Source organism: Streptomyces chryseus (assembly GCF_014650755.1).
In the GTDB taxonomy this organism is placed as follows: domain Bacteria; phylum Actinomycetota; class Actinomycetes; order Streptomycetales; family Streptomycetaceae; genus Streptomyces; species Streptomyces chryseus.
On the sequence record NZ_BMVO01000029.1, the window covers coordinates 1 to 22,238 of the forward strand.

Below are 22,238 nucleotides of genomic sequence, written 5' to 3' on the forward strand. Positions count from 1 at the left end.
TTCCTTTGTACTCACCCTCTCGGGCTTTCCTCCGGGCTTTCGTTCGGCATTTCGTGTTTCCAACCTTACCAGATCCGCTTTCCGTTCCGTTTCCGGTTTCGGCGTTTGTTTCTGGTGGCCGTTGGAGTGGCCTTTTGCCTTTCGGCTTGTCCCCGACTTTATCAGAAGCATTTCGGCCGACCTAATCGGCTTCGTGATTCGAATTAAGAATCGAGAGGCTCTCCGCGAAGCAATCTCGCCGGAGAGCGAGACAGACATTAACCGTTGCCAGTGGGCATGTCCACCCGTTGCAACCGTTTAAATCTACCTCCCCACGCCAGCCGTGTCAACGGCGTTTGTGGGGTGGACAGGACAGTACCAGCTCAGCGGGGCCGTACGCACATCACGCGGCGGTGGGGAGCTCCGCGCTGCGGTCGGACTCCTCGACGTCGCCTCGGTCGCCGGCTCGGGCCGCCCGGCCGCCCAGGATGTAGACGTACGCGAGGAACGCCAGCTCGGCGGCGACTCCGATCGCGATGCGTGCCCAGGTGGGCAGGCCCGACGGAGTAACGAAGCCTTCGATCAGGCCGGAGACGAAGAGAACCAGGGCCAGCCCGATCGCCATGCCCAGGGCGGCACGCCCTTCCTCGGCCAGGGCCGCACGGCGGGTGCGGGGGCCCGGGTCGATGAGGGTCCAGCCGAGGCGCAGGCCGGTGCCGGCGGCGACGAAGACCGCGGTGAGTTCGAGCAGGCCGTGCGGAATGACGAGGCCGAGGAAGACATCGAGGCGACCCGCGGAGGACATCAGGCCGATGGCGACGCCCAGGTTCAGCATGTTCAGGAAGAGGATCCAGAGGACCGGGAAGCAGAGGAAGGCGCCCAGAACCAGGCACATGGCTGCCGCCTGCGCGTTGTTCGTCCAGACCTGGGCGGCGAAGGACGCGGCGGGGTGGCTGGAGTAGTACGTCTCGTACTGGCCGCCCGGGCGGGTCATGTCGCGCAGTTCGGCCGGAGCCGCGATCGCCGACTGGACCTCGGGGTGGCTGCCGATCCACCAGCCGATCAGGGCCGCCACGGCGATGGAGAGTACGGCCGTGGGGACCCACCAGTGGCGGGTGCGGTAGATCGCGGCGGGAAAGCCGGCGGTGAGGAAGCGGGTCGCGTCGCGCCAGGAGGCCCGGCGGGTGCCGGTCACGGTGGCGCGGGCTCGGGCCACGAGGTGGGTGAGACGCGCGGTGAGGGTGGGGTCCGGGGCGGTCGACTGGACGAGGGAGAGGTGGGTGGCCGCGCGCTGGTAGAGGGCGACCAGTTCGTCGGCTTCCGCACCGGTGAGGCGGCGGCCGCGGCGCAGGAGGTGGTCGAGTCGGTCCCACTCTGCGTGGTGTGCGGTGACGAAGACGTCGAGGTCCATGATCGGCTGCTGCTCCAGGACTGGGTCCGTACGGTCCGTACTGCGCGGCGCGCGTTGCCGGCCAGCTTGGCAGACTGGGGATTCAGGGGGCAGGGATGGGGCGGGGAAGTGCTGCCACGGGCGGCGGAGGGCGGGTTTCCGGTGAGTGAGCTTGTTACGGGCGACGCGGTGGTGCTGGGGCTGCGGCCGGCGAGGCTGCCCAGCCGGGCGCTCGCTCTGGCGATCGACATGGCGGTGGTGTGGACGGTCTACCTGACTGTGTCGGTGGGCTTGGCGATAGCCACCGCCTCGCTCGACGAGGCTGCCGGTATGGCGATCGCCGTGGCGTCGTTTCTGCTCGTGCTGGTCGGGGCGCCGATCGCGGTGGAGACACTCACGCACGGGCGGTCGCTGGGAAAGATGGCGTGCGGGCTGCGCGTGGTGCGGGACGACGGGGGGCCGATCCGGTTCCGGCACGCGTTGGTCCGGGGCGCGGTGGGGGTCGTCGAGATCTTGATGACTTTCGGGGTCGTCGCGTGCATCGCCTCGCTCGTCTCGGAGCGGGGGCGGCGGGTCGGGGACGTGTTCGCAGGGACTCTCGTCGTACGGGAACGGGTGTCGGCGGGGCGCGTGGCCGCGGTGCCTCCTCCGCCACCGTGGCTGGTGGGGCGGTTCGCCGGGCTTGATCTGTCCGCGGTGCCGGATGGGCTGTGGCTCGCTGTCCGGCAGTACCTGACGCGGATGGGGCAGTTGGATCCGCAGGTGAGCTGGGCGATGGCCGAGCGGCTGGCCGGGGATCTGGCGGCGTGTACGGGGACCCCGGCGCCGCGGGAGGTACCGCCAGCGGCGTATCTGGCGGCCGTGGTGAACGAGCGGCAGGCGCGGGATGCGCGGCGGGTTCGCGGCCGGGAGAGCGTGGGGGTGGGTGCGCCCGGGGTACGTGCGCCCGGGGCGGGTTGGGCCGGTGCGGGTTCCGCCGGGACGGGTTCCGCCGAGGTGGGTTCGGTTGGGGCTTCCGGTGCTGGTGGTGGAGTGGTGCCGGGCTCGGGTTCGGGTGGTGTGGGGGGCGCTGGTGCGCCGGAGGTGGGGGGATCCGCACGCGGGACCGGGTTCGCGCCGCCGGCTTGAGGGCTGCTGGGTTGATGGCCCTGCCCCGCCTGTTCCTGGCAGATGGGGAGTCGACCGCTGGGGGGTGACGCCGGCGTCCCCGGGGGAGTCAGGGGAACGTGGAGGGTGGGGTTTCCAGCTGTTCCAGTTCCAGGCCGGGGGCTGCCAGGACCACGTCGCCGGCGATGTGGATGTGGTGCTGTTCGCCGGTGTCCAGGGCGTTGACCTGGTATTCGTCCACCATCAGAGGGCCGTTGTCAGTGGCATGCGCTTCACTCTTCAGCAAGGCCCAGGACTGGTCGATCGTGCGCGGGGCCAGGACCGGGTCGGTGAAGGCGACCAGGCGGACACGGGTGGCGGGGGAACCGGGGGTGAGGCGCAGCAGACGGGTGGTGGCGATGAGGAAGGCGGGGGATGTGCCGGTGAAGGCGTGGGCGGGGACGTTGCCTTCGGTGGCGTGAGTGCCGGTCGGGTCGGTGCGGACCCAGGTGACGCCGTCGATGGCGGCGCCGCGGACCTGCCAGCTCGCGGCGTGCAGTTCGAGACGGATGGGGCGGCCGAGTTCGTCGATGGCCAGGTCGACGGAGCCCGCGTGGTCGCCGGAGGGGGCGGTGATCTGCGAGACGTAACGCCAGCCGGAGGGGCCGGGGGCGCAGTGGAAGTGTTCTTCGCCGAGGGGGGTGTGGTCGTGGGGGTCGTGGAGCGAATAACGGCCGCGGGGCATGGGGTCCTCGGGTCCTTCGGGGTCCGACATGGGGCAGGCCCCCGGCACGGGGGTGCGGGGGCCTGCCTGAAAGCTACTGCTGCTGGGCGTGTGGCTCAGTAGCGGTAGTGGTCGGACTTGAACGGGCCCTCGACCTTGACGCCGATGTAGGCGGCCTGCTCGGGGCGGAGCGTCGTGAGCTTGACGCCGAGGGCGTCGAGGTGGAGGCGGGCGACCTTCTCGTCGAGGTGCTTGGGCAGCACGTAGACGTCGGTCGGGTACTCCTCGGGCTTGGTGAACAGCTCGATCTGGGCCAGCGTCTGGTCCGCGAAGGAGTTGGACATCACGAACGAGGGGTGGCCGGTGGCGTTGCCCAGGTTCAGCAGGCGGCCCTCGGACAGGACGATGATGACCTTGCCGTCGGGGAACTTCCAGGTGTGGACCTGCGGCTTGACCTCGTCCTTGACGATGCCGGGGACGGCGGCGAGGCCGGCCATGTCGATCTCGTTGTCGAAGTGGCCGATGTTGCCGACGATCGCCTGGTGCTTCATCTTGGCCATGTCCGCGGCCATGATGATGTCCTTGTTGCCGGTCGTGGTGATGAAGATGTCGGCGGTCTCGACGACGTCGTCGAGCGTCGTCACCTGGTAGCCGTCCATCGCCGCCTGCAGTGCGCAGATCGGGTCGATCTCCGTGATGATCACGCGGGCGCCCTGGCCGCGCAGGGATTCCGCGCAGCCCTTGCCCACGTCGCCGTAGCCGCAGACGACGGCGACCTTGCCGCCGATCAGTACGTCGGTGGCGCGGTTGATGCCGTCGATGAGGGAGTGGCGGCAGCCGTACTTGTTGTCGAACTTCGACTTCGTCACGGCGTCGTTCACGTTGATCGCCGGGAAGAGGAGGGTGCCGTCACGGTGCATCTCGTACAGACGGTGGACACCGGTCGTGGTCTCCTCGGTGACACCGCGGATCTCGGAGGCCAGCTGGGTCCACTTCTGCGGGCTCTCACCGAGGGTGCGGTTGAGGAGCGTGAGGATGTGGGCGTACTCCTCACTGTCCGCGGTGGACGGGTCCGGAGCGGCGCCGGCCTTCTCGAACTCGACGCCCTTGTGGACGAGGAGGGTGGCGTCGCCACCGTCGTCGAGGATCATGTTCGGGCCGCCGGTGGGCGTGTTGGGCCAGGTCAGCGCCTGCTCCGTGCACCACCAGTACTCCTCGAGGGTCTCGCCCTTCCAGGCGAAGACCGGGACGCCGGCCGGGGCGTCGGGGGTGCCGTGGGGGCCGACGGCGATCGCGGCGGCGGCGTGGTCCTGGGTCGAGAAGATGTTGCAGGACGCCCAGCGGACCTCGGCGCCCAGGGCGACCAGCGTCTCGATGAGGACGGCCGTCTGCACGGTCATGTGCAGGGAGCCGGTGATGCGGGCGCCGGCCAGGGGCTGGGCGGCGGCGTACTCCTCGCGGATCGACATCAGACCGGGCATCTCGTGCTCGGCGAGAGTGATCTCCTTGCGGCCGAAGGCCGCGAGGGAGAGGTCGGCGACCTTGAAGTCCTGGCCGGTTGCGACAGTCGTCATGCGGGCTGCTCCTCGTGAATGTGGGTCGAGGCGGGTACGGCTGACTCTGCGGCGGCGGGCATACGAGTGCCCGGGCGCTCGCAGCGCAGTCCGTCGGAGGCCCTCTCTCCCTCGGTCGGCCCACCGGACCGCCCGACCGCCATCAGCAGCGACGTCTGGCTAGGTCACGAATCTACACCGATCGGCCCAGTGGTCCCCAGCCGCCCTGGTCAGGATGTGGCCGGAAGCCGGGTGACGCCGGTTCCGGACGTGGGGTGACCGGGCGACGAGAGGGCGGCCTTCTTGTACGGGGCCTCCTGCCCGGTCGATGGGGCGCGGTCCTAGCATGTGCGGGCACATTCGGGCGCGAGGGCGGGGGCAGCATGCGACGGGCGGCAGTGGCGGGCGGGCGGCGTCCGGGGAGAGGGCTTGGGGTCACGGCGGTCGTGCTGCTGCTGGCCGGGGCCGTGCTCGTGACGGTCGGGCTTGTCGTGGGCCGGGGCGGGCACCAGGCGTCCGAGGTGGGCAGCGGGAGTATGGACCCGACGTACCGGCAGGGCGACAGGATCGTCACCGAGGAAGTCGACGGCGATGACATCCGGCGCGGCGACGTGGTCCTCTCCTCGATTCCTGAGCGGGTGCCCGAGGGGCTCGCGTTGCAGCGGGTTGTGGCGCTGGGCGGCGACCGGGTGGCTCATCGGCCCGGGGACGACGCGTTGATGCTGAACGGGCGGCCGCTCGACGAGCCGTACGTCAGGGGCGGTGAGCCGGGCGACGGCATGACGTCGTTCGACGTGACGGTACCCGAGGGCCGGATGTTCCTGCTCGGGGACAACCGGGGGAACTCGCGCGACTCCCGGTACTTCCTGTCCGAGCAGTCCGGCACGGTCGCCGTCGGCGCCGTGCGCGCCCGGGTCCTCGACGACTGGACGGTTCCGGTCCTGCTCGTCGCGGGCGGGTTCGCCGGCGTCGTGCTGTTCCTGGTCGGTGGGGGGCTCGGGGTGGCGTCGCTGGTGGTGGGCCGTCGGAAGGCTGTTCCGGCGCCGGACTGGGCGGCGATGCCGCCACCGCCGGTGAGGTGATGTGAGACATCGCGAAGGCCCCCGCCGGACCGGCGGGGGCCTTCGTCGCGCCGTACGGGCGTACGGGGCGGGCGTCAGTGCGCGGACGGGCCGCCCGGCGTGGTGGCCGGGTTCTCGCCCGCCGCTGCCGCCGCCTCGCTGTAGATGTCCGGCTCCAGGTAGATCACCCGGGCGATCGGGACGGCCGCGCGGATGCGGTCCTCCGCGGCGTTGATCGCGTGGGCGACATCGGTGGCGGTCTCGTCGTGCCGGACCGCGATCTTGGCGGCGACCAGCAGCTCCTCCGGGCCGAGGTGCAGCGTGCGCATGTGGATGACGCGGGTGACCGTGTCGCCGTCGACGAGCGCGGCCTGGATCTTGTCGACGTCCTCCGTGCCCGCCGCCTCGCCGAGGAGGAGCGACTTGGTCTCGGCGGCCAGGACGATCGCGATGATGATCAGCAGGACGCCGATGCAGAGGGTGCCGATGCCGTCCCAGATGCCGTCGCCGGTGGCGATCGCGAGGCTGACACCGGCGAGGGCCAGGATCAGACCGACCAGCGCGCCGAGGTCCTCCAGCAGGACGACCGGCAGCTCGGGGGCCTTGGCGCGGCGGATGAAGTCCTTCCAGGACAGATTGCCGCGCGTCTGGTTGGACTCGACGATCGCCGTACGGAAGGAGAAGGACTCCGCGATGATCGCGAACACGAGGACGCCGACCGGCCAGTACCAGGCCTCGATCTCGTGCGGGTGCTTGATCTTCTCGTAGCCCTCGTAGATGGCGAACATGCCACCGACGGAGAAGAGCACGATGGAGACCAGGAAGGCATAGATGTAACGCTCGCGGCCGTAGCCGAAGGGGTGCTGGGGAGTCGCCTCACGCTTGGCCTTCTTGCCGCCGAGCAGCAGCAGGCCCTGGTTGCCCGAGTCGGCGAGCGAGTGAACGCTCTCCGCGAGCATCGAGGACGAGCCACTGAAGAGGAACGCCACAAACTTGGCTACTGCGATCGCGAGGTTGGCGACGAGTGCCGCCACGATCGCCTTGGTTCCGCCTGACGCACTCATGGGTGCCGGATGTCCCTTCCTTGGTGCCGCGGCCCTGGCGCCGCCGTACGGCCGCACATTGTTGCAGCTTGTCGTGGCCGTGTGTGCGGACGGTACGTCAGGCGACCACGGTTGCGCGGAAGAGGGTGCCCGAACCGGACAATCGCACCGTTTCGCCCGCCGGTACGAAGGCCGACTGGCCGGGGGCGAGCGTCAGTTCCCCGGCGCGGACCTCGCCCGCCGTGCAGAGCAGGATCTGCGGGGTGTCCGGCGGGAGGGTGCGGGGCGCGGCGCCGGGCGCGAGGACGTGGCGCGAGAGGCGGAACTCCTCGATCGGGGTGTCGTACAGCTCCTCGCCGGTCGAGGACGACGCCTCGGGGCGCAGGACGGCGGGGTCGCCCGCCTCGAAGCGGACGATGCGCAGAAGCTCGGGGACGTCGACGTGCTTGGGGGTGAGGCCGCAGCGCAGGACGTTGTCGGAGTTCGCCATGATCTCGACGCCGAGGCCGCCGAGGTACGCGTGCGGGACGCCGGCGCCGAGGAAGAGCGCCTCGCCGGGCTGGAGCCGGACGTGGTTCAGCAGCATGGCGGCGATCACGCCCGGGTCGCCCGGGAAGTGGTGCGCGAGGGTGGCGTACGGGGCGTACGCGCCGCCCAGGCGGTCGGCGGCGGCCGCGGCGGAGGTGACGGTCTCCGCCATCTCGGCGCGGTCCGCCGACAGTACGGCCGTGAGCACCTCGCGGAGAGCGGCCTCCTCGGGGTGGGCGTGCAGGAGGTCGACGTACGGCTTGAGGGAGTCGACGTCGAGCGCCGCGAGTACGTCGGCCGACTCGGCGGGGGCGCGGAAACCGCAGAAGCCCTCGAAGGGGGTCAGGGCACAGATCAGTTCGGGCTTGTGGTTCGCGTCCCGGTAGTTGCGGTGCGGGGCGTCGATCGGGACCCCGGCGCTCTCCTCGGCGGCGTACCCCTCCCGCGCCTGGGCGAGGTTCGGGTGGACCTGAAGGGAGAGGGGGGCGCCGGCCGCGAGGATCTTGAGGAGGAAGGGGAGGCGGGGGCCGAACTTCCGTGCCGCGGCCTCGCCCAGTTCGGCTTCGGGGGCCGCGTCGATGACCGCCGACAGGGGCTGTTCGCCCGTGCCGTCTCCGCGGTCGACGCGGGACGGGGCGCCGGGGTGGGCGCCCATCCACATCTCGGCCTGGGGTTCGCCGGTGGGGGCGGTGCCGAGGAGGGCCGGGATGGCGGTCGTGGAGCCCCAGGCGTAAGGGCGCACGGTGTTCGAGAGGCGGTCCATGGGGCTTCCCCTGGGTGTGGTGACTGCTGCGTGTGGTGACCCTTGGCGGTGTGGCCTTCGGCGGTGGTGGGCTGGTTCGGCCTCGGTGGCGCTGGTGGGGTTGGTAGCGCTGGTGGTGCCGGTGGTGATGCCGCTGTCAGGTGCTCGTGCTCATGATCCGCCTGCGGAAGCGAGCGCCAGGTAAACGGCGGCGAAATCCGTGATGGCGAGCATCTCCGCGACGTTCTCCAGCTCGCTGGCGTCTTCGGGCTCGATCTCGCTGATGGCCGTGTCGTGGCTCAGCGCGAGTTCGCGGGCGGCGGGGGCGGCGGTCATGCCGCCCGTGGGGCGGTCCCGCAGGAGCACCACGCGCGCGTGCAGCGCCTGGGCCTCGTTGACGCGGTCGCGGAAGAAGTCGTCGGGGTCGGCGCCGGCGGCGAAGGCTCCCGACAGCAGCACTCCGTGGGCGGGCAGCGCCTCGGGGAGCTCCGCGGAGAGCGCGGGGCGGCCGGCCAGTTCGGCCAGTACGGCGGAGAAGCGGCGGCCGACCGGGCCGGCGTACGCGCCCTCCGTCCAGATGAGCGGGAGCGAGTCGGCGAGATCGGACGCGAGTGTCTTGGCCGGGTTGCTGTACGTCGCGATCGCCGGACCGCAGCGTTCCGCCGTGCGGTCGAGGCGGTCGGCGACGAGCCGGAGGGTGTCCGGCGGCGCGGTGATCAGGCCGACGCGGTCGAAGAGGACGAGGAGGGGGGTGAGCAGCGCCCAGAGCGCGCCGGGGCCGGTGGCCGTGCCCTCGTCGTACTCCTCGTACGGAGCGGTCGCCATCGGCACGACCAGGCCGTGCACGCCGTTGACGGACTCGCTCAGAGGGGAACGCTGCGGGGCCACGGCGACGACGGTGCAGCCGCGGCGGTACGCCTGTTCCGCCAGGACGGCGAGGCCGGGTTCGGCGCCGTCCGGGGTGACGAGGAGCAGCAGGTCGACCGAGCCCGCCCAGCCCGGGAGCGCCCAGCGCAGGGCGCCGGCCGCGGGGGCGACGCCGGTGGAGTGCAGACGGGTGACGGGGCAGGCGGCGCCGGCCAGGGTGGCCAGCAGGTCGGCCACGCCGTTCGCGGCGGTGCCGGGGCCCGCGATCAGTACGGCGCGGGGGCGGCCCTCCGGCTTCATCTCGGCGAGGCCGGCCTCCGTGGCGTGCCGGGCGGCGGTCCGTACCCGGGCGCCTGCCTCGGCGGCGCCGCGCAGCAGGCCGCGGCGGTCGGCGCGGGCCAGGGACTCCGGGTCGTCGAGCAACGACTCGTCGAGCATGGTGCGAGCCTCCGATCGCCAAGCGCGTGGCCCGTGGTGGGGCGCTGCGCGGGTGGTGGGGTGGGGCGTGCAGGCAGGGCGGGCGTGTCCGGGCGGCGCCGTGCGGTCCGTCAGGCGGGTCGACGGGCCTCGTCGACGAGGAGCACCGGGATGCCGTCCCGGACGGGGTAGGCCAGGCCGCAGTCCTTGCTGGTGCAGATCAGCTCGGGGGTGTCCGCGGTGGACGCGTCGTTGAGGGGCGCGTGGCAGGCGGGGCAGGCGAGGATCTCCAGAAGGCCGGCTTCGAGCGGCATGGGGTGGGTCCCTTCGAGCATGCGGATACGGGTACGGATTGGGCCAGGTCAGCCTACCGCCGGGCGGGGGGCGGCGCGGGGTGGCAGGGCGCGGGTGTTCGTCGGGGGCCGTCTCGGGGGGGGCGCGGGTGTGGGGCGAGCGTGCGCAGTGCCTGCGCCCCTCTTGCCGGTCCTGCGCCTCTGAGCTGTCACCTGAGGTGCCCGGTGGCCGCGGTGCGGCGGCGCACTCCGGGCGAGGGGGTGGGGCGGGGGCCGCTGCGCGAGGCATTTCCCCCACCCGCCCCTTCCCAGAACTGGCGGCGGGCCACAGGCGTCGCGTGCTCGGGGCTTCGGCGCCTCGGCCCGTGTGTCAGGCGCGGATCAGGGCCAGGGCCTCGTCTCGGGTTCTCGTCATCGTGGGCTCGTCCCTCGCCTCTACGTTCAGGCGCAGCAGGGGTTCCGTGTTCGACGGGCGGAGGTTGAACCACCAGTCCGCCGCGGTGACCGTCAAGCCGTCCAGTTCGTCGATCGTGATGCCGTCGCGGCCGGCGTACGCCGCCTTGACCGCCGCCATGCGGCCCGCCTGGTCGTCCACCGTGGAGTTGATCTCGCCGGAGCCCGCGTAGCGGTCGTACTCCGCGACGAGGCCCGACAGGGTGCCGTCCTGGCCGCCCAGGGCCGCGAGGACGTGGAGGGCGGCGAGCATGCCGGTGTCCGCGTTCCAGAAGTCCCGGAAGTAGTAGTGCGCCGAGTGCTCGCCGCCGAAGATCGCGCCGGTACGGGCCATCTCCTCCTTGATGAAGGAGTGGCCGACGCGGGTGCGGACCGGCGTGCCGCCGTGTTCCCGTACGACCTCGGGGACCGACCACGACGTGATCAGGTTGTGGATGACCGCGCCCTCACCCCCGTTGCGGGCCAGTTCGCGCGCGGCGACGAGGGCCGTGATCGCGGACGGGGAGATGCCCTCGCCGCGCTCGTCCACGACGAAGCAGCGGTCCGCGTCGCCGTCGAAGGCCAGGCCGAGGTCGGCTCCGGTCTCGAGGACCTTCGCCTGGAGGTCGACGAGGTTCTTCGGGTCGAGCGGGTTGGCCTCGTGGTTCGGGAAGGTGCCGTCCAGCTCGAAGTAGAGGGGCACCACGGTCAGCGGCAGGGGTGCGAAGACCGTGGGGACCGTGTGGCCGCCCATGCCGTTGCCCGCGTCGACCACGACCTTGAGGGGGCGCATCGCGGAGAGGTCGACCAGGGACAGCAGATGGGCCGCGTAGTCCTTCAACGTGTCACGCCGCGTGAGGGTTCCGGTCCGGCCCGTCGTGGGTGCGGCCGGCGTCGTCGACCACTCCTCCACCAGGGCGCGGATCTCCGCGAGGCCGGTGTCCTGCCCCACCGGGGCCGCTCCCGCCCGGCACATCTTGATGCCGTTGTACTGCGCGGGGTTGTGCGACGCCGTGAACATCGCGCCCGGCAGCCCCAGGTGCCCGGAGGCGAAGTACAGCTGGTCGGTCGAGCAGAGGCCGATCTCCGTCACGTCCACCCCGCGCGCCGCCGCCCCGCGGGCGAACGCCCGGGAGAGCCCGGGCGACGAGGGGCGCATGTCGTGCCCGGTGACGATCGCGTCGGCCCCCGTCACCTGGGCGAAGGCGGCTCCGAACAGCTCGGCCAGCGACTCGTCCCACTGGTCGGGGACCACTCCGCGCACGTCGTACGCCTTGACGATCTGCGACAGATCAGCCCGCTCAGCAGCCACGGCCAGCCCCTCCTGAAGTCCTGTTGGTCGGCCCTGAGGCTACCCGCACGGACCAGAGGTGCCTTCTGGGGCTTTCAGTCCGGGGAGCGCAGGACACGCAGATGACCGCGGCGCGCGACCTCCATCGGGTCCGCGGCGCGTGCCCCGCCGCCGGCTTCCGCAGCGCGCTCGTGCGGCCTGGCGGCCTCACGCACAGCGTTGGCCAAGGCTTCGAGATCATCACCGCTGGGGTGGGAGGGCGCGGAGCCGTCGACGAGCCGCAGGACCTCCCAGCCGCGCGGCGCGGTCAGCCGATCCGAGTGCTCGGCGCACAGGTCGTAACAGTGGGGCTCGGCATAGGTGGCGAGCGGGCCGAGGACTGCGGTCGAGTCCGCGTAGACGTACGTCAGTGTCGCGACGGCAGGGCGGCCGCACGCGGTGCGCGAACAGCGACGTACAGGGCTCACGAGGTTGGACGGTACCGCACTCTTGAGCGGGCCGCGACGACTCTCCCCCACGTCACTCCACCGTGTCGCGCGTCTCACCTCGTCCCTGCGGCCCCGTGCGCAACTGGCCTGACCTGCGCGGAGACCGGCGGACACCGTCCGTCACCGGCCCGCCACCAGTCGCCACTTGGGGCAAATGCCGTCAAGCGATGCGAGATCGACGGTCGCGTACCGGCGTGAATTCGAGCCCAACCTTGGCTGGAATGCTCAATATGCGACATGCCGCTCGCCGTCCCTCCGGCGCCGTACCGCCGCCTCGATGAGGGCTACCCTGCGTCAGTGATGGACAGTCCCGTACCTCCCCTCCCCACCGGCCCGGGGCCGCGGCGCCGCGACCGGCACGGCCGCGGCATGCGCGGGCCGGTGGCACCGCCGCAGGTGCCCCTCTCGACCAGCAGGGCCGCGGCCTTCGGCGACCTCGTGCAGGACTCGGTCGAGCGCCTGGAACGGCGGTGGCCGCAGCTCGCCGAGGTCGATTTCCTCGTACTCGACGTGCCGCCCGCGGGCGGCGACGACTCCGACGGCTGGGGCTCCGAGTCCGTCCCGCTCGGCGGGATGATCGCCGCGACCAGCGCCCATCCGGCGCGGATCGTCATCTACCGGCGGCCCGTCGAGATCCGGACCAAGAGCCGGGACGAGCGTGCCATGTTCGTGCACGAGATCGTCGTGGAACAGGTCGCGGAACTGCTCGGCCTGGCACCCGAGTCCGTCGATCCGCGGTACGGGGACGGAGAGGCGGACGGCTGACGCCGGTTCACCCCTGCGGGGCACGGGTGGCGCCCGCGCGGGCGCGCCCGTACCGCCCGGTCAGTCGTCCAGTACGGACAGGTCCTGTTCCGCCTCCGGCACCGAGACCGTCCCGCGGTCGTCCGGCATCGTCTGCACGGTGAACATCGGGACGCCGTCCTCGGGCAGTTCGAGCGAGCGCGACGCGTGGACCGGGCCGCCGGACTGCGGTTCGACCGTCAGCGCGTACGCGCCCTTGAGCCCCGACGGCACCGGCGGCTTCGTCACCGCGAGGGTCGTCCCCGCCGCGACCTTGTACGTCTTGACCACGGGCTCCCCGCCGCCGCTGCCCGCCGAGGCGGTGACCTTGACCTCGGCCGCCTCGCCCGGCGCGGTCAGCGAGAGCACCGAGCCCTTCGCCCTGTTGTCCGCCACCGTGGCCCGGTCGCCCACCTGCCCGGTCGCCGGGATGTACGCCACCTCCTCGGCGGCGCCCTTGCCGCGCACCACGCGCAGCGCGGCGACCACCGGGGTGGGGCTGTCCTGGGCGGCCGGGCTCAGGAACAGGGAGCCCGCCTCGCCCTTGGTGACGTCCGCCAGGTCGACGGCCATCGACATCCCCGCCTTGACGTGCAGGTTCTCGTGTCCGGCGGGGGTGATCGTGCCGGTCGGGCCGGCCAGGCGCACCTTGAGGTCGGCGTCCTCCTCACCCGGCGCGAACACCACCAGGCGTACGGACGTCGCGTCCGCCGGGATGCCGGGCAGCACCGCGCTGCCGGACGCCTCGGCGGAGGCGGGCAGCCAGTCGCTGCCGCCCTCCTCGTCGACGGCCTGGACGACGGCGCCGACGCGGCCGGTGCGGGTGGTGACGTGGACGGTCACGTTCTCGGCGCGGTCGGCGCTCAGCGTCGACAGCAGTACGGGCACGCTGGACCTGGCCGGGACCGTGATGCCCTCCCCCGCGTCCGACTCCAGGACGCCGTCCTTGCCGTACAGCTGGATGTCCGCGACGGCGGCGGTGTCGTCGGGGTTGGTGAGGTGCACGTAGTCCAGCCGGTCGTCGGCGGTGCTCGCGCCCGGGAACCAGAAGCTGGTGTCGGGCGGCGTGCAGCTGACCCCGAGCAGGCCCCGGCCCTGGCCGGCGGTGACCTTGGTGCTCTGCTGCGCGGTCCAGCCGGGGGCCAGGAGCCCGTCGGCCGAGCCGACGAGGGCGGGCGCCTCGGCGGTGTTCGCCTCGGCCGTCACGGGCTTGCCCGGCTCCTTCAGGGAGAGGACCGGCTTGCTCGCGCCCTTGCCGGCGGCCCTGTCCTTGTCCTTCTTCTTGTCCTTGCCGTCGTCCGCGGCCGCCAAGGTCGCGTCGGTGGGGACGAGTTCGGCCGAGCCCGCCTTCGCGTCGGCGCCGCCCTTGCCCGCCGGGGTGAACGACGTGTAGGCCGTCTCCGCCAGGTCGGACGAACTGGGCGCCGGGCACAGCAGGCTGGAGCGCTCCACGGGCATCCGCGCCGGGGTCCGCGCGTCGGCGGCGGTCGTGGTCGTGGCGCCGTCCGGCGCGGAGACCACGGCGAACCCGGTGACCGCGGCCAGGGCGGTGGCGGCGGCGATCAGGGAGAGGGTGGTGCGGTTCATCGGTTGGTGCTCCCGTCGGGACGCTGCTCGGGCTCGTTGCCGTCGGCGTAGGGCTGGGGGGGCTGCTGTCCGTAGCCGTAGGGGTCGTACTCGCCCTCCTGGTACGGGTCGGCCGCCTGGTACTGGCCCTCCGTGTACTGGCCCTCCGTGTACTGGCCCTCCGTGTACTGGCCCTCCGTGTACTGGTCGCCCTGGTACGGGTCGCCCTGGTACGGGTCGCCCTGGTACTGCCCGCCGTCGCCGTACTGACCGTCGCCGTACTGGCCGGCCGCCTGGTACGGATCGGCCTGGTACTGCTCGCCGCCGTAGCCCTGCTGCTGCTCCTCGTGGCCGCCGTACTGCTGCTGTGTGTACTCGGCGCCCGCGTACGACTGCGCGTCCCACTCGCCGTACTGCTGCTGCGGCACGGAGGCGTACACGGCGGTCTCGTCCTGCTCCGCCGACGGCTCGCCGTACGGGCCGGCCGCGACCGGCGGGGCGGGGGGCCCCTCTCCGGTCCCCTCCTGCGCGTCCGCCCCGGGGGCGTCCGCCTGCGCCGCCGCGCGCAGCCTGCGCGCCCTGCGGCCCTCGCCCGCGACCGGCTGCGCGGGCACCTCGTACTCCTCCTCAGGCAGGTCGTCGTCGACCTCCCGGCGGCGGCCCGGCAGGGCCAGCACCACGAGGAGCAGCGCGAGGCCCACCTGGGTCCAGATCCACACGGTGTGGGTGACGGGGGCCTCGTAGGTGAGGTCGAGGCGGCCGCCGCCGGTGGGCAGTTCGAAGCCCTGCGCCCAGCCGTCGACGGTCTTCTTCACCAGCACGCGGCCGTCGAGCGTGGCCTGCCAGCCCTCGGCCGCCGAGTCCGCGATGCGCAGGACGCGGCCCGCCTCGCCGGCGGGGATCCTCGTGTGCGCCTCGACCGGGCTCGACGCGACGGACAGCGGCTCGCCGCCCTCCTTGCCGGAGACGATCGTGGCCCGCGCGACCTGGCGGTCGACGCGCCACAGCGCGCTGCCGTCGAGCTGGCTCAGCCGGCTCAGGCCGGGCGTCGAGTCGAGGACGCGGCTCATGGAGCGCGGCGCCCCGTCGCGTACGAGGACGTACCGGACGGCGTAGCCGCCGAGCTGGTCGGCCTGGTCGGCGCCGGAGCCCGCGACCAGGTTGGAGACGATCTTGTCGAGCCGCGGGCTGCTGCCACCCGCCTCGGCGAGCTCGCCGTCGCCCAGGCGCGCACCGGAGCCGCGTACGAGCGTGTACGAGACCTTCGCGGCCGACGTGCCGCCGAGGACCAGGGTCCGGGCCTGGTCACGGGTGCCGCTCTCCTCCGCGACGAACGCCGGTACCTGCACCGGGTCGCGGCGCTCCAGCGGTCCGGCGGCGCCGCCGATCATCCAGCCGGCGGCGGCGAGCAGCGGTCCGGCCGCGGCGGCGAAGGCGATCAGGACGGCGACGGGCTGGCGCCAGCCGAAGCTCTGGGTGGCGACGCGTTCGCGCGCGCCGTCCGCGCCGAGAACGGTGGCGCCGATGAGCGCCAGGCCGTAGACGAGGGTCGCGGGGCCGGCCCAGCCGCCTTCGGTGCTGTTGGTGAACACGGCGAAGAGGAGGGAGACGATCGCCACCACCCACGCCGTGCGGATGGGATACGTCCGCTCACCGCGCAGCAGGGCCGCCAGCGCCGTGAGGACGATGCCGATGAGCAGCAGCCCGCCCGCCGCCTTGGGGCCGCCGGGGCTGGTGCCGAGCAGGTCGAGTGCGCCGGCCGGGCCCGTACCGAAGTCGAGGCCCGCCTCGCGGAAGAAGGCGGAGGGGCTGGTGAGGAGCGTGAGCGACCAGGGGGCGAGCATCAGCACGGGGGTGCCGAGCGCGGCGAGGAAGCGCAGTCCGTACGCCGTGATGTCGCCGCGCCGCAGCACGAGTACGCCGATGCCGAGCACCAGGGCGATCGGCCACACGACGGGCGTGAACGCCGTCGCGACGGTCAGCAGGAGCGCGTACGCCCAGACGGCGCGCCAGCCGGAGCGTCCGCCCCCGGCGCGCAGCCCGCTCGCGGAGACGGCGCACCGGGCGATGAGCGGCAGCAGGACGGCGAGGACCGCCGTGCCGAGCCGCCCGGTGGCGAGGGCCCCGGTGGCGGCGGGCAGGAAGGCGTACGCGACGGCCGCCCAGGCGCGCAGCAGCCGGGACTCGACGAGCGGTCGCGAGACGAAGTACGCGGTGAGGCCGGCCAGTGGCACCGAGCAGACCAGCAGCACGGTGAGGGCGAGCCCGGTGGAGCCGAGGAAGACGGCCGACAGGGCGGCGAGCACGGCGAGGTAGGGCGGCGCCGTCTGGGTGCCGCCGGTGCCGATGGGGTGCCAGACGTCGGCGTACCGCGACCAGAGGCCGGACACGTCGTCGGGCGCGGGCAGCAGCGCGCCGCCGGCGAGAGCGCCGCCGCCGAGCAGGCCGCGGCAGGCGACGAGCGACACGAGGAGGAGCAGGAGGAAGAGCACGGGGCCCGGCTTGCGGGCGATCCGCTTCAGCCGGGCGAACTGCTCGATCTCCATGTAGTCGGCGTCGTCGCCACCGGGGCCGGACTCGACGACGCCGTGCCGCGAGCCCGCCGATTCGGGCTCGGAGCGGGAGCCGAAGCCGGCCGCGATCTGTTCGACGGTGGCTCTGACGGTCGCACCGGTCGGCGGGAAGAGCGGCCGCAGTTCGCTCGCTTCGACCTTGCCCTTTCCGCGCCGCTTCCTGGCCGCGAGGATCTTGCCGGGGCGCAGCAGGGTGCCCATCAGGCCGGTGACCTCGTCGACCGCCTGTCCGGGGACCTTGCCGAGGAGGTAGGCGAGCGTGCGAAGCAGCGTGCCGAGGACGAGGCGCAGCATGACGTACGGCAGGGCGGCGCCCCGCGCGTTCACGAGCATCGCGTAGACGGCGCCCGCCTTGTCGACGCGGTGCGGGTTGGCGACGGAGCGGCCGGCGCAGTCAATGGGCCGGCGCTCGCGGGCGGACGCCTCGGCGTGCCGCAGTACGGCGTCGGGGGCGACCAGGACGCGGTGGCCGGCGGCGTGGGCGCGCCAGCACAGGTCGACGTCGTCGCGCATGAGGGGCAGCCTGCGGTCGAAGCCGCCGAGCTCTTCCCAGACGTCGCGGCGGATCAGCATGCCGGCGGTCGACACGGAGAGTACGGAGCGGACCTGGTCGTGCTGGCCCTGGTCCTGCTCGCGTCGGTCGAGGCCGGTCCAGCGGCGGCCGCTGTTGGCGATGGAGACGCCGACTTCGAGCAGCTGCTTGCGGTCGTACCAGCCACGGAGTTTGGGACCGACGATCGCGGCGTGCTCGTCGGAGTCGGCGACGCGCAGGAGTTCGGCGAGGGCGTCCGGCTCGGGGGCGCAGTCGTCGTGCAGCAGCCACAGCCACTGCACCGGTTCGCCGTGCGGGAGTTCGGGCATGTCGTACGCGTCGTCGCGCCACGACCTGCTCACCGGGTCCCAGCCGCTGGGGCGCTTGAGGTAGGGGAGTTCCTCGGGGGTGAGGACCTGGGCGGTACGGACCGCCTCGTCGACGGCCGTGCCGAAACCGGAGCGGCGTGCCAGGTGCAGCACGCGGTCGGCTCCGAGGGCCTCGGTGACGAGTTCGGCGGATTCGTCCGCGCTGCCGGTGTCGGCGGCGACGACGGTCTGTACGGGGCGTTCCTGCCCCAGAAGCCCGGCGAGCGCGTCGGGCAGCCAGCGCGCGCCGTCGTGGGAGACGAGCACGGCGGTGACGACATGCCGGGGGAACTCGGGAGCGGCCGCCGCGTACGGCGCCGACGTTTGGCTGTGCACGGACATCGGGGTACGGGCCCTCCGGCCGGGGTCCGGGGGTCGCCCCCCGGAAGGCTGCTGTCTGACTGCGTCGACGCGCGCGACCCTTGGGGGCGTTGATGCGTCTCGGACAGCGCCCCACACTAACGGCTGGGCAACACAACGGTCCGCCGCCTGCGGCCTGGGGCCGGGCGACGGACCGGTTGATACGTGCACGCTTGTGCCATTTGATCGGTAAGCGCCGAGTGCGACTGTCGGGGTGCGACCGGGTTTGACGGTTCGCAGTCAGACGGCCGCCTTTTTCAGTCGCCGGCGTTCGCGCTCGGACAGACCGCCCCAGATACCGAACCGTTCGTCGTTGGAGAGCGCGTACTCAAGGCATTCCGAGCGGACTTCACAGGCGAGGCAGACCTTCTTGGCCTCGCGGGTCGATCCGCCCTTCTCGGGAAAGAAGGACTCGGGGTCGGTCTGTGCGCACAGGGCGCGCTCCTGCCAGCCGATTTCCTCGTCTGCGTCCTCGACCAGCAGTTGCTGGAACAGCTCGGTCATGTGCGCCCCTCGTCTGTCTTTTGCAGTCCCCGTGATGTAGTCGTTGCCGTTTTCGGCCGAACGACACGAGTGAAATTACAAGTGTGCGGATCCGAGGCAGTCAAGCCGAGATCTGCTATTGAGCCGGTTATTCACTCTGCGGAACCAAAGCTTTGCGGAAAGTGTTCAAATCACCAAAATTGTGACACATGCCACCGACTCGTCCACGACCCCCTCGCTTCGCCCTCATCAGAGTGAGATGCGGCGGGGTTTGATCTTGTTGCGGCCGGCTCGCGGAAGCGATCCGGATCACACTCCGGGTCGCGCGGATCGGCCCCGTCGCGCCGGTTTGCTCCGGTTGCGCCGATTGCTCCGGTCGCGACACCTTGAGGACGTTTGCTCGCGCGGTTGCTGCGGCATGTGTCCGCACTCTCTGTTGCACAAACCTTTCTCCGGATCCACTAACCGGATGAGGTGAAACATTACGGCCAAAACGGTCACGAGGTTGACAGCGAGTGAGCAACCAGGTCTCCTTGAACGCATGCCGATGACCGCAGCGCTCCCCCGCACCCACACGCGTGGGTCCCGTGGCGCTGCCCAGGTCCGGTTCGGCGCTTCCTGCTCCTGTTGCTGTTGTTCCAGCTGTTGAAGCCTTCGCGCTCCAGCTGACGCTCCGTAGCGGCCCGTGTCCGCCGCACCCGCTTCTGCGTTCGCGTCTCGCGACCACTCTTCCTGCGACACCCCAGCACTCATGCCGAGGAACCCCCGCACCATGAACAGCGACAGCGACCTCCAGATCGCCGGCGACATCCTCGCCGTCCAGCACCTCCTCCAGCCCGCCCGCGAGCACCCGGCCACCGTCGCCGAGTTCGCCGGCCTCGCCCGTTCCATCGCCGCCGATCGCGCGCAGTGGGAACACCTCGTCTCGTACGACGCCACCAGCCGCTGGTACCACCGGCTACGTACCGGACCCGGATACGAGGTCTGGCTGCTCAGCTGGGTGCCCGGTCAAGGCAGCGGCATGCATGATCACGGGCGTTCTTCCGGTGTACTTACCGTCCTGTCGGGTGAGTTGACCGAGCACACGGGTGAGGGGCGCGTCCGGCGCACGCTCGCGGCGGGCTCGCAGCGGGTGTTCGCGCCCGGTTACGCCCACGACGTCGTCAACGACGCGCTGGAGCCGGCCGTCAGCCTGCACGTCTACTTCCCGGGCCTCACCGAGATGCCGATGCACGCGGCGCGGTGCGCGTCCCCGGCCGCCCAGGATGTCGTACCGGCCTGACAGACTGCTGTGCATGCGCATTGTGGTTCTGGCAGGCGGTATTGGTGGCGCTCGCTTCCTCCGCGGCCTCAAGTCGGCCGCGCCTGACGCGGACATCACCGTCATCGGCAACACCGGTGACGACATTCATCTGTTCGGGCTGAAGGTCTGCCCCGACCTCGACACCGTGATGTACACCCTCGGCGGTGGCATCAACGAGGAGCAGGGCTGGGGGCGTGCGGACGAGACCTTCCAGGTCAAGGGCGAGCTCGCGGCGTACGGCGTGGGGCCGGAGTGGTTCGGGCTCGGCGACCGCGACTTCGCGACGCACATCGTCCGTACGCAGATGCTCGGCGCGGGTTATCCGCTGAGCGCGGTCACCGAGGCGCTGTGCGAGCGGTGGCAGCCGGGGGTGCGGCTGCTGCCCATGTCCGACGACCGCATCGAGACGCATGTCGCGGTGGACGTGGACGGGGAACGCAAGGCCGTCCACTTCCAGGAGTACTGGGTGAAGATGCGCGCGTCGGTGGACGCCCAGGCCGTCGTGCCGGTGGGCGCTGAGCAGGCGAAGCCGGCGCCGGGCGTTCTGGAGGCCATCGGTTCGGCCGACGTCATTCTGTTCCCGCCGTCCAACCCGGTGGTGAGCGTCGGGACCATCCTCGCCGTGCCCGGTGTCCGGGAGGCGATCGCCGACGCGGGGGTGCCGGTGGTGGGGCTTTCGCCCATCGTCGGCGACGCGCCCGTGCGGGGCATGGCCGACAAGGTGCTGGCCGCCGTGGGCGTCGAGTCCACGGCCGCGGCCGTCGCACTGCACTACGGGTCGGGGCTGCTCGACGGGTGGCTCGTCGACACCGTGGACGCGGGGGCGGTGGACGAGGTGGAGAGCGCGGGCGTGCGGTGCCGGGCGGTTCCGCTGATGATGACCGACGTGGAGGCCACGGCCACGATGGCCCGGGAGGCGCTGGCGCTGGCGGAGGAGGTACGGGCGTGAGGTCGGGGGGCAGCACGGCGGGGGTGGACTCGGGGGGCGTGAGTTCGGCGGAGGTGCGCTCGGGGGGCTTGGTTCCGGCTTCTGGTGCGGGTGCGGTGGCTGGTTCGGGTGCGGTGCGTGAGTCTGGTGCGGGTGGTGTGGTTCGGGTGTGGGCGGTGCCCGGGATGCCCGAAGTGCGCGGCGGGGACGACATCGCTCAGTTGATCGCGGCATCCCGGCCCGGGCTCGTCGACGGCGACATCCTGCTCGTCACTTCGAAGATCGTCAGCAAGGCGGAGGGCCGCGTCGTGGCGGCGGCCGACCGTGAGGCAGCCATCGACGCGGAGACCATACGCGTGGTCGCGCGGCGCGGAGCCCTTCGTATCGTCGAGAACCGGCACGGCCTCGTCATGGCCGCGGCCGGTGTCGACGCGTCCAACACCGCGGCCGGGACCGTGCTCCTGCTGCCCGCCGACCCCGATGCCGCGGCGCGGCAGATCCGGGACGGGTTGCGGGACGCGCTCGGCGTGGACGTGGGCGTCGTGGTGACGGACACCTTCGGACGGCCCTGGCGCAACGGTCTGACCGACGTGGCGATCGGCGCCGCGGGGGTGCGGGTCCTCGAAGACCTGCGGGGCGGGACCGATGCGTACGGCAATCCGCTGAACGTGACGGTCGTCGCCGTCGCGGACGAGCTGGCCGCGGCCGGTGATCTGGTGAAGGGCAAGACCGGGGGGCTGCCGGTCGCCGTGGTGCGGGGGCTTTCGCACCTGGTGGGGGCCGACGGAGGCGGGCGTGACCTGGTCCGGTCGGCGGCCGACGACATGTTCCGGCTCGGGACGTCGGAGGCGGTACGGGAAGCGGTGACGCAGCGGCGTACCGTGCGGGAGTTCACCGACGAGCCGGTGGATCCGGCGGCGGTACGGCGCGCTGTCGCGGCGGCGGTCACCGCGCCCGCGCCCCATCACACGACGCCGTGGCGCTTCGTCCTGGTGGAGTCGGAGGCGGCGCGGAAGGCGCTGCTCGACGCGATGCGCGCCGCGTGGGTGGCGGACCTGCGGGCCGACGGGAAGTCGGAGGAGTCGATCGCGAAGCGCGTCCGGCGGGGGGACGTGCTGCGGAACGCTCCTTACCTGGTGGTGCCGTGCATGGTGATGGACGGCTCGCACGCGTACGGAGACCCGCGTCGCGACGCTGCGGAGCGGGAGATGTTCGTCGTCGCGGCGGGGGCCGGTGTGCAGAACTTCTTGGTGGCGTTGGCCGGGGAGCGGCTGGGGTCGGCGTGGGTTTCGTCGACGATGTTCTGCCGTGAGGTGGTGCGGGAGGTGCTGCGGCTGCCCGAGGGGTGGGACCCGATGGGGGCGGTGGCGGTGGGTCACGCGGCGGGGCCGCCGAAGGAACGGGCGGCACGGGATGCGGAGGCGTACGTCTCGGTGCGCTGAGGGGGC

At 72.1% G+C, this 22,238-nt stretch carries 18 protein-coding genes; 6 read left to right on the forward strand and 12 right to left on the reverse strand.

All coding sequences use genetic code 11. The features are described 5' to 3' along the window. Positions 1 to 382: 382 nt before the first annotated feature. Positions 383 to 1,390, reverse strand: coding sequence for a stage II sporulation protein M (locus IE185_RS28795; protein ID WP_138899505.1), 1,008 nt, complete (start codon positions 1,388 to 1,390; stop codon positions 383 to 385). 141 nt (positions 1,391 to 1,531) lie between these two features. Here IE185_RS28795 and IE185_RS28800 point away from each other — a divergent pair, with 141 nt between their 5' ends. Beyond that, the gene (locus IE185_RS28800) at positions 1,532 to 2,497 is read left to right on the forward strand and encodes an RDD family protein (RefSeq protein WP_189716314.1); all 966 of its coding nucleotides are present in this window, start codon (positions 1,532 to 1,534) and stop codon (positions 2,495 to 2,497) included. 88 nt (positions 2,498 to 2,585) lie between these two features. Here the strand turns inward: IE185_RS28800 and IE185_RS28805 are convergent, their stop codons facing one another. Continuing rightward, on the reverse strand, positions 2,586 to 3,200 hold the full coding sequence (locus tag IE185_RS28805) for a hypothetical protein (RefSeq protein ID WP_189716316.1): 615 nt from the start codon (positions 3,198 to 3,200) through the stop codon (positions 2,586 to 2,588). 95 nt (positions 3,201 to 3,295) lie between these two features. After that, a complete protein-coding gene (ahcY, locus tag IE185_RS28810) occupies positions 3,296 to 4,753 on the reverse strand; it encodes an adenosylhomocysteinase (RefSeq protein WP_138899398.1) in 1,458 nt (485 codons plus the stop codon). Positions 4,754 to 5,115: 362 nt separating this feature from the next. Here ahcY and lepB point away from each other — a divergent pair, with 362 nt between their 5' ends. Then, positions 5,116 to 5,814 carry a signal peptidase I gene (gene lepB, locus IE185_RS28815; RefSeq protein ID WP_189716296.1) on the forward strand — a complete coding sequence of 233 codons (699 nt, stop codon included), beginning with the start codon at positions 5,116 to 5,118 and terminating at the stop codon, positions 5,812 to 5,814. Positions 5,815 to 5,888: 74 nt separating this feature from the next. On the opposite strand, the gene IE185_RS28820 is transcribed toward lepB, so the two are convergent. From IE185_RS28820 to IE185_RS28845, 6 genes are all read right to left on the reverse strand, one after another. Continuing rightward, entirely contained in the window at positions 5,889 to 6,857 is a 969-nt protein-coding gene (locus IE185_RS28820; RefSeq protein WP_138899252.1) for a cation diffusion facilitator family transporter, read from the reverse strand. A gap of 97 nt (positions 6,858 to 6,954) precedes the next feature. Further along, positions 6,955 to 8,127 (reverse strand): mannose-6-phosphate isomerase, class I, encoded by a 1,173-nt coding sequence (gene manA / locus IE185_RS28825; protein ID WP_189716298.1) that lies wholly within the window; start codon positions 8,125 to 8,127, stop codon positions 6,955 to 6,957. 150 nt (positions 8,128 to 8,277) lie between these two features. Continuing rightward, a complete protein-coding gene (locus tag IE185_RS28830) occupies positions 8,278 to 9,411 on the reverse strand; it encodes an SIS domain-containing protein (RefSeq protein WP_138899524.1) in 1,134 nt (377 codons plus the stop codon). Between the two features lie 110 nt (positions 9,412 to 9,521). Continuing rightward, positions 9,522 to 9,704, reverse strand: a complete 183-nt coding sequence (locus IE185_RS28835) for a Trm112 family protein (RefSeq protein WP_189716318.1) — start codon at positions 9,702 to 9,704, stop codon at positions 9,522 to 9,524. Between the two features lie 349 nt (positions 9,705 to 10,053). Then, entirely contained in the window at positions 10,054 to 11,427 is a 1,374-nt protein-coding gene (locus IE185_RS28840) for a phosphomannomutase/phosphoglucomutase (RefSeq protein WP_373303768.1), read from the reverse strand. 74 nt (positions 11,428 to 11,501) lie between these two features. Beyond that, on the reverse strand, positions 11,502 to 11,873 hold the full coding sequence (locus IE185_RS28845) for a DUF3499 domain-containing protein (protein ID WP_189716300.1): 372 nt from the start codon (positions 11,871 to 11,873) through the stop codon (positions 11,502 to 11,504). A gap of 321 nt (positions 11,874 to 12,194) precedes the next feature. Here IE185_RS28845 and IE185_RS28850 point away from each other — a divergent pair, with 321 nt between their 5' ends. Continuing rightward, on the forward strand, positions 12,195 to 12,659 hold the full coding sequence (locus IE185_RS28850) for a metallopeptidase family protein (protein ID WP_138896490.1): 465 nt from the start codon (positions 12,195 to 12,197) through the stop codon (positions 12,657 to 12,659). Positions 12,660 to 12,719: 60 nt separating this feature from the next. Here IE185_RS28850 and IE185_RS28855 read toward each other — a convergent pair whose 3' ends face one another. The 3 genes from IE185_RS28855 to IE185_RS28865 form a co-directional block, all read right to left on the reverse strand. Continuing rightward, positions 12,720 to 14,264 (reverse strand): DUF5719 family protein, encoded by a 1,545-nt coding sequence (locus IE185_RS28855; RefSeq protein ID WP_138896485.1) that lies wholly within the window; start codon positions 14,262 to 14,264, stop codon positions 12,720 to 12,722. Beyond that, positions 14,261 to 18,058 carry a glycosyltransferase family 2 protein gene (locus IE185_RS28860; RefSeq protein WP_138896486.1) on the reverse strand — a complete coding sequence of 1,266 codons (3,798 nt, stop codon included), beginning with the start codon at positions 18,056 to 18,058 and terminating at the stop codon, positions 14,261 to 14,263. Before IE185_RS28860 ends, IE185_RS28855 begins: the two co-directional genes overlap by 4 nt. Positions 18,059 to 18,316: 258 nt before the next feature. Further along, entirely contained in the window at positions 18,317 to 18,580 is a 264-nt protein-coding gene (locus tag IE185_RS28865; RefSeq protein WP_028810740.1) for a WhiB family transcriptional regulator, read from the reverse strand. A gap of 751 nt (positions 18,581 to 19,331) precedes the next feature. On the opposite strand from IE185_RS28865, the gene IE185_RS28870 reads away from it, so the two are divergent. The 3 genes from IE185_RS28870 to IE185_RS28880 all read left to right on the forward strand — a co-directional run bounded on the left by IE185_RS28870 (position 19,332) and on the right by IE185_RS28880 (position 22,232). Then, positions 19,332 to 19,841 carry a cysteine dioxygenase gene (locus IE185_RS28870; RefSeq protein WP_138896487.1) on the forward strand — a complete coding sequence of 170 codons (510 nt, stop codon included), beginning with the start codon at positions 19,332 to 19,334 and terminating at the stop codon, positions 19,839 to 19,841. A 13-nt stretch (positions 19,842 to 19,854) separates the two neighbouring features. Continuing rightward, the gene (gene cofD, locus IE185_RS28875) at positions 19,855 to 20,811 is read left to right on the forward strand and encodes a 2-phospho-L-lactate transferase (RefSeq protein WP_138896488.1); all 957 of its coding nucleotides are present in this window, start codon (positions 19,855 to 19,857) and stop codon (positions 20,809 to 20,811) included. A gap of 95 nt (positions 20,812 to 20,906) precedes the next feature. Continuing rightward, positions 20,907 to 22,232, forward strand: a complete 1,326-nt coding sequence (locus IE185_RS28880) for a coenzyme F420-0:L-glutamate ligase (protein ID WP_373303769.1) — start codon at positions 20,907 to 20,909, stop codon at positions 22,230 to 22,232. Positions 22,233 to 22,238 lie beyond the last annotated feature (6 nt).

Coding starts and splice junctions, on each gene's coding strand:
- IE185_RS28795 (WP_138899505.1), bottom strand. CDS start 1,390: ATGGACCTCGACGTCTTCGTCACCGCACACCACGCAGAGTGGGACCGA.
- IE185_RS28805 (WP_189716316.1), bottom strand. CDS start 3,200: ATGCCCCGCGGCCGTTATTCGCTCCACGACCCCCACGACCACACCCCC.
- ahcY (WP_138899398.1), bottom strand. CDS start 4,753: ATGACGACTGTCGCAACCGGCCAGGACTTCAAGGTCGCCGACCTCTCC.
- lepB (WP_189716296.1), top strand. CDS start 5,116: ATGCGACGGGCGGCAGTGGCGGGCGGGCGGCGTCCGGGGAGAGGGCTT.
- IE185_RS28820 (WP_138899252.1), bottom strand. CDS start 6,857: ATGAGTGCGTCAGGCGGAACCAAGGCGATCGTGGCGGCACTCGTCGCC.
- manA (WP_189716298.1), bottom strand. CDS start 8,127: ATGGACCGCCTCTCGAACACCGTGCGCCCTTACGCCTGGGGCTCCACG.
- IE185_RS28830 (WP_138899524.1), bottom strand. CDS start 9,411: ATGCTCGACGAGTCGTTGCTCGACGACCCGGAGTCCCTGGCCCGCGCC.
- IE185_RS28835 (WP_189716318.1), bottom strand. CDS start 9,704: ATGCCGCTCGAAGCCGGCCTTCTGGAGATCCTCGCCTGCCCCGCCTGC.
- IE185_RS28850 (WP_138896490.1), top strand. CDS start 12,195: ATGGACAGTCCCGTACCTCCCCTCCCCACCGGCCCGGGGCCGCGGCGC.
- IE185_RS28855 (WP_138896485.1), bottom strand. CDS start 14,264: ATGAACCGCACCACCCTCTCCCTGATCGCCGCCGCCACCGCCCTGGCC.
- IE185_RS28860 (WP_138896486.1), bottom strand. CDS start 18,058: ATGTCCGTGCACAGCCAAACGTCGGCGCCGTACGCGGCGGCCGCTCCC.
- IE185_RS28865 (WP_028810740.1), bottom strand. CDS start 18,580: ATGACCGAGCTGTTCCAGCAACTGCTGGTCGAGGACGCAGACGAGGAA.
- IE185_RS28870 (WP_138896487.1), top strand. CDS start 19,332: ATGAACAGCGACAGCGACCTCCAGATCGCCGGCGACATCCTCGCCGTC.
- cofD (WP_138896488.1), top strand. CDS start 19,855: ATGCGCATTGTGGTTCTGGCAGGCGGTATTGGTGGCGCTCGCTTCCTC.